This window comes from Psychrobacter sp. ENNN9_III (assembly GCF_001462175.1).
In the GTDB taxonomy this organism is placed as follows: domain Bacteria; phylum Pseudomonadota; class Gammaproteobacteria; order Pseudomonadales; family Moraxellaceae; genus Psychrobacter.
On sequence record NZ_LNUO01000023.1, the window covers coordinates 1 to 15348 of the forward strand.

The window sequence follows — 15348 nt, forward strand, 5'->3', positions numbered from 1 at the left end:
ACAATATCATCATGATTAAAATTTAGCTATTTCTATCATTTCATTTTGAATAACGTCTGGCGGGTTACGCTTTGCTAACCCACCCTACAATATGGCTTATCAAAAGCCTTTCAATAAAAAAGGCTATAGCAAAAAATCTACAGCCTCTATATCATTAAGAGTAATTATCTAATAAATCAATCTACTTCTCTAAATACTGAATCTTACCTTCGACACCGTCCCACTTTTCAGCGTCTGGCATAGGCGGCTTCATCTCCGTGATGTTTGGCCATTTTTGTGCCAGCTCCTCATTCAGCTGGATGAATATCTCTTGCCCTTTAGGCACTTCATCTTCTGAAAAGATCGCATTGGCGGGGCATTCAGGCTCGCATAGCGCGCAGTCGATGCACTCATCAGGATCAATGACTAAGAAGTTTGGCCCTTCATAAAAGCAGTCCACAGGGCAGACTTCCACACAGTCAGTATGTTTACAAAGAATACAATTATCTGCAACGACGAAGGTCATATTGAGGTCTACCTATTATTGGTTCGGCTAATGCCTGAATAGAATAATGAAAATAATGCATATTTTAGCGCTTTTAGACGATTTTAACAAACCCCTTTAGCGACCAATGCGTTGTCTAAGATCATACAATAAGTCATGGGCTTGCTTGGGCGTTAGACTGTCAGGATCTATATCTATCAGCTCATTATACAAGCTAAGCAGTTGTTTTTGTTGTTTATTATCGGCTAGATAGCTTGCTTGGGTATTGGCTTTTACGTTCGTCTCAGTTATATGACTGCTATCTACTCGCTGGCCTTTATCGTTTGCCGACTTAGCTAATTCATTTTTGTCATCAGTGCTTTTTGTCTGCTCAGACCTTAAGTTGTCGATAAGATAGCGTTTGGCGTCACTTAACACTTGCGTCGGTATGCCTGCCATCTTGGCGACATGCAACCCAAAGCTGGAGCTTGCCGCGCCCTCACGGATTTGGTGTAGCAGTAATAGCTGCCCATCGACATCGCTTGCCGCGACATGCACATTGCGAATCCCGTCGTTTTTATTTGTCAGCTCATTGTTTGATAGTTCGTTGTCTGCCTGCTTATTATTTGCCTGCTCGTTATTTGCCTGCTTATTATTTGCTAGGGCAGTCAGCTCAAAATAATGAGTGGCAAACAAGGTCAAGCAACCGATCTCTAGCAGGCGATTGACGCAAGCGTGCGCGATAGCAAGGCCATCAGTGGTTGCCGTACCGCGTCCGACTTCATCCATGAGTACCAGTGATTTATCTGTTGCCAAGTTTAAAATATTGGCGGTTTCGATCATCTCCACCATAAAGGTAGATTTGCCGCCAGCCAGATCATCGGCAGAACCAATACGAGTAAAAATCCGGTCGATATCACCGATAAGGGCATGTTCGGCCGGTACAAAGCTGCCGCAATGAGCGAGCAGCACGATCAGGGCAGTCTGACGCATATAGGTCGATTTGCCACCCATATTAGGGCCAGTAATGATTAATAGACGTTCAGGATGTCCATCGCTGCCAAGCGCGCAGTCATTGGCTACGAAATGGCTAGGGTGGTCAGTTGGAGCGTTTCGATGGTGCGTATTGGCAGGATTTAACGCTGCTTCGACGACGACGTGACGACCTTGACGTATATCGATGCTGGTTTGGTTTTGCGTCTGATTGAGTGATTGATTAGACAGTGAGTTTTGAGTAACACTGTCAAAGTTCAGCTGGTTTTGCTGATTCTGATGGTTTCGTTGGCTACCTTGTAAGCCGGCGTCTTTTTTTGCATTACTATTATGTATATCGCTATTTAATACGCCATTATGCATGACTGGACGTTGCCAGTTATGAGTCACAGCCAGCTGCGCCCAGTTACTCAGTACGTCTATCTGAGCGATGGCAGCGCTCAACTGTTGTAGCTCGGTTAAATGCTCGCTAAGCGTGGTCAGCAGTTGCTGATATAACTGTTTTTCTCGCGCCAGTGCCAAGGTTTGTGCGCTTAGATATTCGGTTTCGACTGCTTTTAATTCATCAGTGATAAAGCGTTCAGCGTTTTTGAGGGTTTGGCGACGGATAAAGTGACTGGGCGCATTTTGCGCCTGCATTTTGGGCAGCTCAAAATAAAAGCCACTGACTTTATTAAAGCCGACTTTTAGACTTGGCAGCTGACACTCTTGCCGCGTGCGTTCTGCCATCTCATCAAGGGTCGCTTGAATATTGTCATGCAGATAGGTCAAGCGATCAAAGTCTTCATCATAACCCGCTGCAAGCATACCGCCATCACGAATATGAGCAGGGGGTTCTACGACAATAGCGCGCTCGATAAGATCGGCGACCGTTTGTACGGCTGGCAGCTGAGTGGGTAGTTGCTGCATCAACATCGGTAGCAATCCTGTGTGCTCAGGATGGATGCCCGCTTTGGTCAGTAGCGTCGTTAGCTGATTGCTACTGGCAATCCCATCGGCAAGCTTACGTAGATCGCGCGGTTTGGCACTCATCAGACCGATACGACTGCTAATACGCTCGATATCACCAATGGCATTGAGCGTGTCACGTAAGCTTGTGATTAAGTGTGTGGTTAGGGTCGCATTTTTATTGGATAAATGGTTTTTTGCACTGTCTACGTCTATTAGGCTGGCTAACGCATCCAAGCGCTGGTTGATACGGGTATGTAAGCGTAGTGGACGCTTCATTTGCTGTACCAATAACCGCCGTCCCATGGGCGTTTTGCAATAATTAAGTACCGATATCAACGACGTTCCATTCGCACTAACAGGCGTAAACAATTCAAGATTTTGCTGGCTGTTGGCATCGATAATCAGATAGTCATCACTGTGTTCAACGATAAGCTGGTTGACCTGCGGCACTTGGCGCTGCTGCGTTTGGCGGGCGTAATGAATCAGCGCCGCACAGCTAGATTGACTGAGGGGCGCATCACTAATACCCAAACCATCTAAGCGCTGTACGTCAAACTGCTGACAAAGGGTAGCAGTCGCATGCTCACGGTGGAAGTCATTGGCCGCCACTTCGATGATAGGGCAGTCGAGATGACTACGTAACCACAGTAGCCAGTCCTCACTGGTGGCTTCACTGATGATACACTCACTAGGGGCAAAGCGTGCCAAGACAGTGAGCATCTGCGCTTGTAGCGTTGCTATATCGCTATTCTCTCCAGTTGCAGCGCTACTATCCACACTTAGCGTTTGAGTGGTGAGCGTCCCTGCCGTCAAGTCTAGTTGACTGATTGCAGCTTGGATAGGCAGTTTACGATCTTTTGTCTTTGGATTCGGTGTGGCGATGTCGATGGCGACGACAGTAGGCGTCTGATTGGGCGCGATAAGTGCATCATCGGTTATCGTCCCAGCAGTCAGCGTCTTGACCACTTCGCGGCGCATGATGGTGGGCGGCTTAGCCTTAGCGGCTTTAGTGCTACCTTTGGTGTGTAGCGTATTATCTTTTTTGCTTTTTTCGCCGATGCTTGGATAAGAGTTGCTATCGGCTGCCTCATCGATTTGTTCACAGACCACCACCGTTTGCCCAGCGGCGATGAGCCGTGCCATGTAGCTATCTGCAGCATGAAACGGCACGCCTGCCATCGCGATAGTGTTGCCGACTTTATCAGTGCCGCGGCGCGTTAAAGTAATATCCAATATCTGCGCGGCACGCTTGGCATCATCAAAAAACAGCTCATAAAAATCGCCCATTCGATAGAGCAACAAGGCATTTGGGTAGCGCGCTTTCATGGTCAGATACTGCACCATCATCGGCGTATGATGGGCCAAATCGTAGACAGCATCGCCTATGGTTAGGGTTTCGGTGTTGGTATGGTTTGCATCAAGTGGTTTAGCAGACATTCATAATCTCTTATATTGCTTGGCTTAAATATTGCTGATAAAACGCATAGAGTTGGGTGCATGATAGGTAGATAACAGCGCTTGGCGATAGCCAAATAAGTACCATTTTAACATGAGCTGCCGCGTTTCGGCGCCAGCAAATATCCACCAATTGCCCTTGTATTCATCAGCGCCATAACCATATATAATGACGGCACATTTTATTGGTGATGCTTCATCAGATAGTACTGAGTCGGTTGATGATAGGACGGCGGGTAAAGCTTTGGCTACTATAGTCGATGCACTTTACAAGCGGCATAGTGCTGTTAAGACATGGGTTTTTGGTACGAAGACACGCTTGCAAGTAATGCACAACGACGATTTATATCTATCATGAGTGACTATTCACTTATTATCGTCACTTATCTGTTTTGTGTTGTGCTGACTATATTTACGCTAATTATCGAATATTTCCATAGGTTAAAAAATTATGTTATCAAAGATTGTAGGCAGTGTGGTTGGCACCAAAAATGACCGCGAACTAAAACGTATGCGTAAGGTGGTCACCAAGATTAATGCCCAAGAGGCTGGCGTGCAAGCTCTGTCTGACGAACAATTACAACAAAAAACAGAAGAGTTTAAAGCGCGCTTTCAAAAAGGTGAGAGCCTAGATGCGCTATTGCCCGAAGCTTTTGCCGTCTGCCGTGAAGCGTCTTTGCGCATCACAGGCATGCGTCACTATGATGTGCAGCTGATCGGTGGTATCACCTTGCACGAAGGCAAAATCGCTGAGATGAAGACTGGTGAGGGTAAAACCTTGATGGCGACCTTGGCGATTTATCTAAATGCCATTAGTAGTAAAGGTGTCCACGTGGTCACGGTCAACGATTACTTGGCCGCTCGTGATGCGGACTTAAACCGTCCACTATTTAACTTTTTGGGATTGACGGTTGGGGTGATTTACTCACAGCAGCCAGCACAAGAAAAAGTCGATGCTTATCAAGCGGACATCACTTACGGTACCAACAACGAATATGGCTTTGATTATCTGCGTGACAATATGGTCTTTAGTCTCAGCGAGAAAAAGCAGCGCCCGCTGAACTTTTGTATCATTGATGAGATTGACTCTATTTTAATTGATGAGGCGCGTACGCCTTTGATTATCTCAGGTCAAGCCGAAGACTCGTCACGGATGTATGCACTGATTAATACCATTATTCCGGTGCTTGTACGCTCAAAAGATGAAGAAGCCAATAAGAATAATGAAGATGAAGACTTTTGGATTGATGAAAAAAACCGTCAAATCGAAATCAGCGAAAAAGGCTATGAAAAGATTGAGAGCTTCTTAATCGAAGTAGGCGAACTTGGTGAAAACGAGAGTCTGTACAGTCCAAGCCGTTTGCCATTGTTAGCTCACGTACAAGCGGCTATTCGCGCCCATCACATATTTGTCAAAAACGTGCACTATATCGTCGATGAAGGCGAAGTGGTCATCGTTGACGAAAATACGGGCCGTACGATGCCAGGTCGTCGCTGGTCAGAAGGTCTGCATCAGGCGGTCGAAGCCAAAGAAAACGTCGAGATTCAAGCCGAAAACCAGACGCTTGCAACCACAACTTTCCAGAACTTTTTCCGTTTATACGACAAGTTATCAGGTATGACCGGCACGGCCGATACCGAAGCGGCAGAATTTAAGTCGACGTATGATTTGGAAGTGATTGTCATCCCAACCCATAAGCCATAGCACGGGTCGATATGGATGATCAGATATTTTTGACCAAACTGGGTAAATACAAAGGCATTATTCGCGAGATTAAAGAGATACAGGATAAAGGCGCGCCAGTGCTAGTCGGTACAGCGACGATTGAAGCCAGTGAAGAGTTATCTTATTTGCTCGATCAAGAAGGCGTTAAGCATAATGTCCTAAACGCAAAGCAGCATGAGCGCGAGGCTGATATCATCGCGCAGGCGGGTAGCCCAAAATCCGTTACTATTGCAACCAACATGGCAGGCCGCGGTACCGATATCATCTTGGGTGGTAACTGGCAATCATTTATCGAAGACATAGACTCAGTTAGTCCAGAAGAAATGCAACGCCTAAAAGCCCAATGGCAAGTCAAGCATGACCAAGTGGTCGCAGCTGGTGGTTTGCACATTATCGGCTCCGAGCGTCATGAATCTCGCCGTATTGATAACCAGCTACGTGGCCGCGCAGGTCGTCAGGGTGACCCTGGTATGTCGCGCTTTTTCTTATCGCTTGAAGACGATCTCATGCGTATCTTTGCTGGTGATCGCGTGGTCAACATGATGCGTGCTATGGGTCTCAAAGAAGACGAAGCTATCGAACATAAGATGGTGTCAAAGTCGATTGAAAATGCACAAGGTAAGGTTGAAAGCCGCGACTTTGATGCTCGTAAAAACTTGCTAAAATATGATGACGTGGCCAATGAGCAGCGTAAAGTTATTTATGCTCAGCGTGATGATTTGCTTGCTGATATGGATTTCATGGACGCCATCGAAGTGATGCATCATGAAGTCTATAATGCCATGATTAATCAATTTATCCCGCCAGGTTCTGTCGATGATCAGTGGAATATCGACGGATTAGAGGATGAGCTTGAAGAAGAGTTCAAAATCTATATGCCACTCAATGATTGGCTCGATGAAGACCGCCGTCTTGATGAAGAAGGTCTGCGAGCAAAAATCATCGAAACGGCCCTAGCGCATTATCATGGTCGCCGTGAGCAAATGGGCGAGCAAAGCGCTGCCCAGCTTGAGCGACACTTTATGCTCCAAAGCCTCGACAAGCATTGGAAAGAGCATTTGACGCAGATGGATCAGCTACGTAAAGGCATTCACTTACGCGGCTACGCTCAAAAGAACCCTGAGCAAGAATATAAGCGTGAGTCGTTTGAGCTGTTTCAAATGATGTTAGGCGCTATTAAATCAGAAACGGTCCAAGATCTATCGCGTGTCCATATCCCAACCAAAGAAGAGCTTGCGGCATTAGAAGCGCAGCAACGTGCAGATGCCGAGCGCATGAAAATGCAGTTCGAGCATAACGATGTCGATAACTTATCAGGTGAACCGCAGCCAACGCCGCGTCCTCAAAACCAAGGTGAACGGGCAAATGGTCAGATGCGCGTAAACCTTGCTGGAGGCATAGCAGCAGGCGCAAGTGCGGGAGCCAATAATCCTGATAATGCAAATGACGCTGAGCCAAACCCATATGCCGGTATGAATATCAGCCGTAACGCGCCTTGTCCTTGTGGTTCTAGTCTAAAATATAAGCAATGTCACGGTAAAATTTAACCCTGTTAGTTGCCGCATAATGGATTGGCCTATCAGATTAGATACCCATCACTGTTAGCAGTGGTGGGTATTTTTGTGCAACATCGTTAGCTATTTCATCTAGATTGTATATAGATCATCATAGTTATCAAGCTAAAGCTTTCATAGTTTGTCATTACTGTTTACAAATTCAACATAGGCGAATATAGGTGGACACGCTATAGTATTTACCATATCAATCTAGGAGACAACGATGAATCTAGGACAACTAAAACAACTACGTACGACCGTATTTATGACAGGTTTGCTCGCTGGTGCTATCAGTATTAGTGCTTGTCAGCAGCAGCAAGAGCCAGAGCCGAGCCTAGAAGATAGTATCAATGCTGAAGAGTCAGTGCCAATGTCAGCTGAGCCAGCAGATCCTAACGATACCATCGTTGCCACTGATGATGCTTCGCTAAATGAAGTGGAAGATGATACTGTTGCCAATGTGAATACTGATTTGAATCAGATAACTTACTTATGTACGCCTGCTCTAGAAGTTGAGGCAACTTATAAAGATGACGCCAATCAAGTGGTCATTGGTACAGACATGGGTACAGTTACATTGGCACAAACCAATGAAGGCACCAACCCTGAAGTCTTTGAAGTCGATACAGCGATGGATGGCGGTCAAGGCTTTACTCAGTGGCGCGTCGCTCACGGAGAACGTGAAACAGGCGTCATGCGTACGGCAGGTGAAGACGAAGCTGATATAAGTACTTACGAATGTAATAAGACCTAAGCATTAATTATTGCATATTTTAATTCTGCATAAAAAAAGCAACGCTCACGTTGCTTTTTTTTGTGTCACGATTTTTATCTTCAATTTCTGTCTTTAATTTTTCACTTTAATAGAAAAATCTAATACGGGTAGGATTACTCTTTGCGAATACGTGATGTTTCGTGCTCCAAAAACCCTTCTTCTGTCACTTCTAGTTCTTCATGCTGTAGCTCAACTTGGATACTATCTGTATGTGTGTGCGTGGTCTTGTTGACTTCGATTTCTTGAATAGCATAAGTCTCTTTTGTCACAGTCGCTACTTGACGTGATAAAACGATCTCGACAGGCGCGTCACCGACTTCTATCTGCTTACCATTGATAGTGACTACTGCCTTGCTGTCTAATGATGGCTCAACATGGCGCAAGATGTCTTTTTCGTCATAGCTGCCTGATAGCAAGTCTTGGCTTTCGGCATCGTTGTATTCAGTACGAATTGTGACATACTCTTCTACCAGCTCAATAGGTACTTCAATAGACTTGGTGTGAGTATGCTTGGTTACCGTCACTTTACCAACGTCTAAGCGTTCCTTATTGACGACTGGACGCTCTTCTAACAGCTCTAGACGATTAGTAATAGCACTATCACTCACAGTATCAGGAGCTGCTAGCTTATTCTCACCTGCATGATCTTCTAGCTTTGCCGTAGTCGCTGAGGACGTTACGCTATCTGGACGTTGGCTCAAGTTTTCATTCGCATCGTGTGTATCATGGGTCTTTTTTTCATGGTTAGTATTCATCATTACGTTCCTTATTATTAGCAAGCATTTTACTAGTATGATTAAATTGCGATAGATAAAGTCTACAATTCATAAAGAAGACATAAAAAAAGGCCAGAGACAAACTCTGACCTTAATTCACCGAGCTTTATTGCTCAGTTATATATTCACGCTACCTAATCGTAATTATCATATTAGGATAAACGATAGATCAGAATATTACATACCACGTGCGCTACGTACATCTTCAGCAGTAATACCATCGCGGTCTACGATATTACCTTCACGGTCAACAACATTACCATCACGATCAATATCTAACTCTTCACGCTGAATAGTCTCTGCGATAGTTTCAGTGTGGCGTTCAGTGGTTTTACCGACGTTTACTTCTTCTGACACGTAAGTCTCTTTATTAACACGAGCACGTTCAGCTTCTAGTTCAACTTCGATAGACTCGTTACCTGTGACATCACCGATACGACGATCTGTCGGACGATCTACATTGGTACGTTGGATATTTGCATGTTCTTCTTCAAGATCTACTTCAACGTTACGCTCTTCAGTCACAACATGCTTACCAACTTTTACTAGGCCTGCCACGATGCGATCTTTGTTTACTGTCAAACGCTCTTCTAGTAGCTCTAGTGTATTTGGCGCATTATAATCAGCGTCAGCTATATCACGGCGCTCAGTCTCTGGTACAGAATCAGCGACAAATGCTTGACGGTCTTTTTCATACTGCTCTTTATAGCTGTACTGATAGTCATGGTCATACTCTTCCATGGCTTCGACTTGTGACTTGGTCAAACTATCAAAGAACACGTCATCACCGACAATACGAGCTAGACCTGCTGGTACTAAGACTTCTTTTGAGCTAAACCAGCCGCCTGCATCGACTATTAGATAGCGAATACGACCAGTAGTATCTTCTACTAGTGCGCCATCGATTTTACCGATTTTTTCTTCGTTGACACCATAGGCAGTCTTGCCTGTTGGATCATAATAGTCATCACCAATAAGATCACGGTGAGTTGCTTGAATATCTTGTAAGCGAATTAGTTGGCTCATTATTGTCTTCCTTTTATATGAGTAAATGATTAATTTTAATTGTAAATAAATAGTAGCGTCAAAAAATAACGCCAATGATAAATATGTCGTTGAATAAGTCAGAATACACTGACCTTTCCTCTACTTCATTAGTTGCAGTCATAGATTTGCAGTTATAAGCAATGACTGCATCAACTTGTAATTATCGTAACATCGCGATTTTACTTGAGATATATGAGCAAGGTAGCAAAATGTGCAACTGACGTAATTGCGTGTAATAGGCTGTAAGTGTCATAACATCGATTGGGTATAAGTTAACGCATTTTTACACTGATAAATATTAGCCATATTTTTGTATGTCTTACATACAAAAAAAACCGTACTATTAATTAATAGTACGGTTATGGAATTATTAATATCATGATTATCAGTATTAAACAGTCATCTGACTAAATGCATTGTGACGACACATCTAATAGCGTCATGACAAAAGCTTTTGACAGCGTCTTTTAATTAAGGCAATTCAATAGCCACTGCTACTGCTTCACCACCGCCAATACATAAGGTTGCAATACCTTTTTTGCCGCCAGTACGCTCTAATGAGTTGATAAGCGTGATCAGGATACGAGCGCCTGAGCAACCTACAGGATGACCTAAAGCACAAGCACCACCTTCGATATTAACTTTTGCGTGATCAATATCTAATGCATCCATCGTCGCCATCGTTACCATCGCAAAGGCTTCATTGATCTCCCAAAGGTCGACTTCTTCAACTGACCAATCTGCGTTAGCCAATACTTTTTCGATAGCACCAATCGGAGCAATGGTAAATTCACTTGGATGACGTGAGTTAGAGGCAGTCGCTATAATACGAGCTTGATAGTCTAAGCCTTCAGACTGTGCTTGTGACTCTTTCATCATAACGACAGCTGCTGCACCATCTGAGATTGAGCTGGCATTGGCTGCAGTGATAGTACCTTCTTTGGCAAATGCAGGACGTAGGTTAGGGATACGCTCTGCGTTAGCAAGACCTGGCTCTTCATCATTTTCGACTGTTTGTTCGCCTTTACGAGTTTTAAAAGTAACAGGCTCAATCTCATTTTTAAAATGACCATCTTTAATCGCAGTCAACGCACGGTTAAGCGATTCGATCGCAAACTCGTCCATTTGCTCACGCGTATAGCCTTTTTCATCGGCCATCTCTTGCGCGAACTGACCCATCAAGCGACCAGTCTCTGCATCTTCTAAACCATCTAAGAACATATGGTCTTTGACTTCTTTATGACCCATGCGATAGCCGCCACGTGACCCTGGCATAAGATATGGGGCATTTGTCATCGACTCCATACCACCAGCGACAGCGACATTAAAGCTACCTGCTTTGATACCATCATGCGCCTGCATGACTGCTTTTAGGCCTGAACCACAAAGCTTATTGATAGTCACCGCGCCAGTCTCATCAGGCAGACCTGCCTTACGCATTGCTTGACGAGCAGGACCTTGACCCAATCCAGCGGTCAAGATACAACCCATGATGACTTCATCAATATTGTCATTGCTTACGCCCGAACGTTCAACAGCTGCTTTGATAGCTGTCGCACCTAATTCTGTAGCACTGACATCTTTTAAAGCGCCTTGAAAACTGCCCATTGGCGTACGCGCACCGTTAATAATTACAATTGCATCGTTCGACATCGTTGTTCTGCCTTATTTACCTATTTTAAATTAAAACTCAGCGCTTTAGATGAACACTGTGCTTCACTAATTGTTAATAAAGAATCATTACTATAATGTGCATTGTCAAGATAAAAATCAAGGTGTATCAAAATAACTCGCTGGTCATTACTGCTTTATGTCATTGGGCCAATTCGTCTAGTCGAATACGGACGACTTTATCTGTAACCGCAGTTAATCTTTCAATTTTTTCAATCGCTAGATTCATCTGACTTTCGACGACCGGTAATGTCAAAATAATGACAGGTACTTGTCCAAGTTTGTGAGCAGGTTTTTGTAAAATGGCATCAATATTGATACCAGCATCACTTAAGATGCGAGTGATATCTGCTAGCACGCCTGGATTGTCATAAGCATGCACACGCAAATAGTAGCCTGTAATCATCTGCTCTGCACGCAACACGGGCGTATCAGAGAGTTCTTCTGGCATAAACGCTAAATGAGGGACATGATGACTGTGCTCGCTATCGTCATGGTTGCCCAGTACGCGTACAAGGTCCATGACATCTGCCATCACTGCAGAGGCGGTTGCACCTGCACCTGCACCATCACCGCAATACAGCGTTTGTCCAAGAGGATGTGAGTTAACCAGTACAGCGTTTTTCACCCCATTCACATTTGCAAGTAAAGCATCTTGCGGGATCAACGTTGGATGTACACGTAGCTCAATGCCAGCGCTGTCTTGCTGCTCATCTTCACTGTTACGGCGAACGGCAAAGCCCAAGTGCTTGATACGATAGCCCAGCTCTTCAGCATAGTTGACGTCTTGTAGCGTAATACCAGTGATACCTTCGCAATATACTTTGTCAAACTGTAATGGAATGCCAAAGGCGATAGAGGCAAGTAGGGCAAGCTTGTGAGCGGCATCAATACCTTCAACATCAAATGTCGGGTCTGCCTCAGCATAGCCAAGCTCTTGAGCTTCTGTCAAAACGTCTTTAAATGGACGGCCTTTATCACGCATCTCAGTCATGATGAAGTTGCCAGTACCATTAATAATGCCGGCCAGCCAATCTATTTTATTGGCGGCAAGTGCTTCGCGCATCACCTTAATAATAGGAATACCACCTGCCACTGCAGCTTCATAAGCCACATGCACATGATGCGCTTCAGCCAACGCAAATATCTCATTGCCATGTTCAGCAAGTAACGCCTTATTAGCGGTAACGACGTGTTTGCCATTCTTGATGGCGTGCATAATGATGTCTTTGGCGAGAGTTGTACCACCAATGACTTCAATGACGATATCGACGTTATCACTGGCAGCAATTGCCATCAAATCATCATTTTGGACGATACTAGGATCGATATCATCACGCTGACGGCGTGTACCGACTTCGGTAATAATAATGTCGCGTCCACTACGACGTTTAAGCTCGGATAAGTTGTCATTGATTAGGTTGACCACGCCAGTACCGACGGTACCTAGGCCAAGTATCGCTAGTTTGATGGATTTACTCACAGTATCCTCAGAAAATTAAATGATTGTAGATTGTATAAAAAGTAGATGTCGCTATTGAGATGTTAGCTATTGCTAAGAAAGCCACCTTTATATAATGTCTCACCGTATCATACCGACAAGCAATTGTGGCGTCTACCCAAACTGACTATCGCCAAAGCCGATGATATTATGGCAGATAGTTAGCTGGCATCAATCGCTGTTTGTGCCAATTGTTTGGCTGGCAGATAACCACCGATCTGCTGACCAGATTCGGTAAAGATGGCAGGCGTTCCGCGAACCCCAAGGCGAGCGCCCAGTGCTATTTGCTCTTTTACTGGACTCTCGCAGCTAGGAGCCATGACATTGGCGCCTGATTTTGCCTGATCCATAGCGGCAACGCGATCTTCACTACACCAGATGGCTTCCATTTTAGGGATACTTCCTTCGCTACGAGGCCAGGCCAAATAACGAACCTCAATTCCTAGCGCATTGATCTCATCCATTTCTGCATGCAATTTGGTGCAGTAAGGACAATCAGCATCGGTAAAAGAGTACACCACTGACTTGGTTTCGCCTTTGGCTGGATAAATGATCATGTCTTTTTTGTCTACAGCTTTGAGAGCCTCTTGCGCGGTGCGAGCAACTAATGCGCCACTGATATCGACAGGCTCGCCTTGTCCAACAGAGATAATCTGGCCTTGAATGATGTGCTTGCCTGACTTATCAGTAAAAAATGCCGGCAACCCTTCAGCAGTTACCCAGTAAATACCGTCCATCTCTGTTGGCACTGCTGAGACGATATTTTCGTTAATACCAGACGCTTCTAGGTTTGACTGTAATGCTGAAACGACCGATTGATCACTATCGGCAGCAGGTTTGGGGGCATTAGTGGCACTACTTGCCTTTGTGCTACTTACCACACTGGTCTTGCTGGTAGTATCAGGAGTATTGTTTGAACAGCCTGTCGCAACAGTAACTAGTAGCGCACTGATAATGGCGCCTGAGAGCTTACGACGAGTAGAGATGTTAGCAGGCTTTAGACCAGTAGATATAGAGGATAAGAACATACGGCATTTCCTATAGGCGGGCGCGCTTGATCATGATTTTGATAAAAAACTTAGCGTAAAGACAGGCAATATAAGTCTCTTTATTTATCAGCAGTCAAACGAATAAATTCTAAGCTACAGCACCCTTATTATGATGACGAATCATCTTGATTATAAAGTAAGAAGTGAGTCATAACATAAATAGTGATAAAGTGCCATATACTAACATATTTTTATAAATGACAGTTAAAACCAAAACTTACTTAAATGACAGTTAAAACCAAAACTTACTTAACTAATAATTTGGTGATGGGTGAACAAAAAAGTAAAATAAGCTACATTCCTACTATTTCATATGTTGCAGTAGCTCAGTAGGCTACAGTAAATAAGATAAATCAACATGATCAATTTTAATACTTATTCACTATTTGAGCGGTTTTACGCTAAGGAGAGAGCATGGCAGGTGCCAGTTTATTAACCCTACTTGATGATATCAGTGTGATATTAGATGATGTTTCAGTAATGACTAAGGTTGCGGCCAAAAAGACCGCTGGCGTATTGGGTGATGATCTTGCGCTAAATGCTGAGCAAGTTACCGGCGTCAAAGCCAATCGCGAGTTACCCGTCGTTTGGGCGGTAGCAAAAGGCTCATTTGTTAATAAACTTATCTTGGTGCCAGCTGCGCTGCTTATCAGTGCCGTTTATCCGCCACTGGTTACTTTTTTATTAATGTGCGGTGGTTTATTTTTGGTTTATGAAGGTGCTGAAAAAGTTATCCATAGATTTTGGCCACATGCTTTGCCGCATGACGAAGAACAAAGTGCGCGTCGCCTTGCCAATGCCGATGAAACAGTGGATCTGGTGGCGTTTGAAAAAGAGAAAAATAAAAGGCGCGATACGTACAGATTTTATTTTATCAGCAGAGATTATCGTCATCGCTTTGGGGTCAACGGCGAGTGCCACATTGTTAGAGCGTAGTCTGGTATTGTCTATTTTAGCGATTGCTATCACAGTTGGTATTTACGGTTTGGTTGCTGGTATTGTCAAAATAGATGACGCAGGCTTGCATTTAATGAAACAAGAAAGCAGTTTTAAACAAAAACTTGGTAAGGTGATGTTTGCCGCTGCACCAAAACTGATGAAGTTTCTATCTATCGCTGGTACGTTGGCGATGTTCTTAGTAGGCGGTGGTATCTTAGTGCACGGTATCAGTTTTTTACATCATGGAGTAGAGGATCTGGCGCACTTAACTGGTATTTTTGAAAGCGTGACGACAGCACTATTAAATGGTTTGATAGGCTTTATCATTGGGGCAGTGGTTGTTGCTATCTTTACGATGGTTAATAAGTTACGTGGTAACGGAGCTTCTGCTCATTAGAGTTTCCTAACATCGACGCTAGCTTAGCACTATACAAATATTGAAAAGG

At 44.3% G+C, this 15348-nt stretch carries 9 protein-coding genes and 2 pseudogenes; 4 read left to right on the forward strand and 7 right to left on the reverse strand.

Annotated elements, in window-relative coordinates:
- Window positions 1–181 precede the first annotated feature (181 nt).
- Both fdxA and mutS read right to left on the reverse strand, forming a co-directional pair.
- Window positions 182–505: a ferredoxin FdxA gene (gene fdxA / locus PENNN9_RS01625; protein WP_058368024.1), complete on the reverse strand. Its 324-nt coding sequence runs from the start codon at window positions 503–505 to the stop codon at window positions 182–184.
- A 96-nt stretch (window positions 506–601) separates the two neighbouring features.
- Window positions 602–3844, reverse strand: a complete 3243-nt coding sequence (gene mutS, locus PENNN9_RS01630) for a DNA mismatch repair protein MutS (protein WP_058368025.1) — start codon at window positions 3842–3844, stop codon at window positions 602–604.
- Window positions 3845–4031: 187 nt separating this feature from the next.
- Here mutS and PENNN9_RS01635 point away from each other — a divergent pair, with 187 nt between their 5' ends.
- The 3 genes and pseudogenes from PENNN9_RS01635 to PENNN9_RS01645 all read left to right on the forward strand — a co-directional run bounded on the left by PENNN9_RS01635 (window position 4032) and on the right by PENNN9_RS01645 (window position 7898).
- Window positions 4032–4220 (forward strand): hypothetical protein, encoded by a 189-nt coding sequence (locus tag PENNN9_RS01635; RefSeq protein WP_058368026.1) that lies wholly within the window; start codon window positions 4032–4034, stop codon window positions 4218–4220.
- 93 nt (window positions 4221–4313) lie between these two features.
- A pseudogene (secA, locus tag PENNN9_RS01640) lies at window positions 4314–7135 on the forward strand (preprotein translocase subunit SecA).
- A gap of 232 nt (window positions 7136–7367) precedes the next feature.
- Window positions 7368–7898, forward strand: coding sequence for a hypothetical protein (locus PENNN9_RS01645; RefSeq protein ID WP_058368027.1), 531 nt, complete (start codon window positions 7368–7370; stop codon window positions 7896–7898).
- 134 nt (window positions 7899–8032) lie between these two features.
- Here the strand turns inward: PENNN9_RS01645 and PENNN9_RS01650 are convergent, their stop codons facing one another.
- The 5 genes from PENNN9_RS01650 to PENNN9_RS01670 all read right to left on the reverse strand — a co-directional run bounded on the left by PENNN9_RS01650 (window position 8033) and on the right by PENNN9_RS01670 (window position 13942).
- The gene (locus PENNN9_RS01650; RefSeq protein ID WP_058368028.1) at window positions 8033–8674 is read right to left on the reverse strand and encodes a YsnF/AvaK domain-containing protein; all 642 of its coding nucleotides are present in this window, start codon (window positions 8672–8674) and stop codon (window positions 8033–8035) included.
- Between the two features lie 198 nt (window positions 8675–8872).
- Complete coding sequence (locus tag PENNN9_RS01655) at window positions 8873–9721, reverse strand: DUF2382 domain-containing protein (RefSeq protein WP_058368029.1); 849 nt, start codon at window positions 9719–9721, stop codon at window positions 8873–8875.
- Between the two features lie 492 nt (window positions 9722–10213).
- Window positions 10214–11395, reverse strand: coding sequence for a thiolase family protein (locus tag PENNN9_RS01660; protein WP_058368030.1), 1182 nt, complete (start codon window positions 11393–11395; stop codon window positions 10214–10216).
- 160 nt (window positions 11396–11555) lie between these two features.
- A complete protein-coding gene (locus tag PENNN9_RS01665; RefSeq protein ID WP_058368031.1) occupies window positions 11556–12896 on the reverse strand; it encodes a homoserine dehydrogenase in 1341 nt (446 codons plus the stop codon).
- Between the two features lie 179 nt (window positions 12897–13075).
- Window positions 13076–13942 (reverse strand): DsbC family protein, encoded by an 867-nt coding sequence (locus PENNN9_RS01670; protein ID WP_058368032.1) that lies wholly within the window; start codon window positions 13940–13942, stop codon window positions 13076–13078.
- A gap of 435 nt (window positions 13943–14377) precedes the next feature.
- Between PENNN9_RS01670 and PENNN9_RS01675 the strand changes: the two are divergent.
- Window positions 14378–15299: pseudogene (locus PENNN9_RS01675) on the forward strand (DUF808 domain-containing protein).
- Window positions 15300–15348 lie beyond the last annotated feature (49 nt).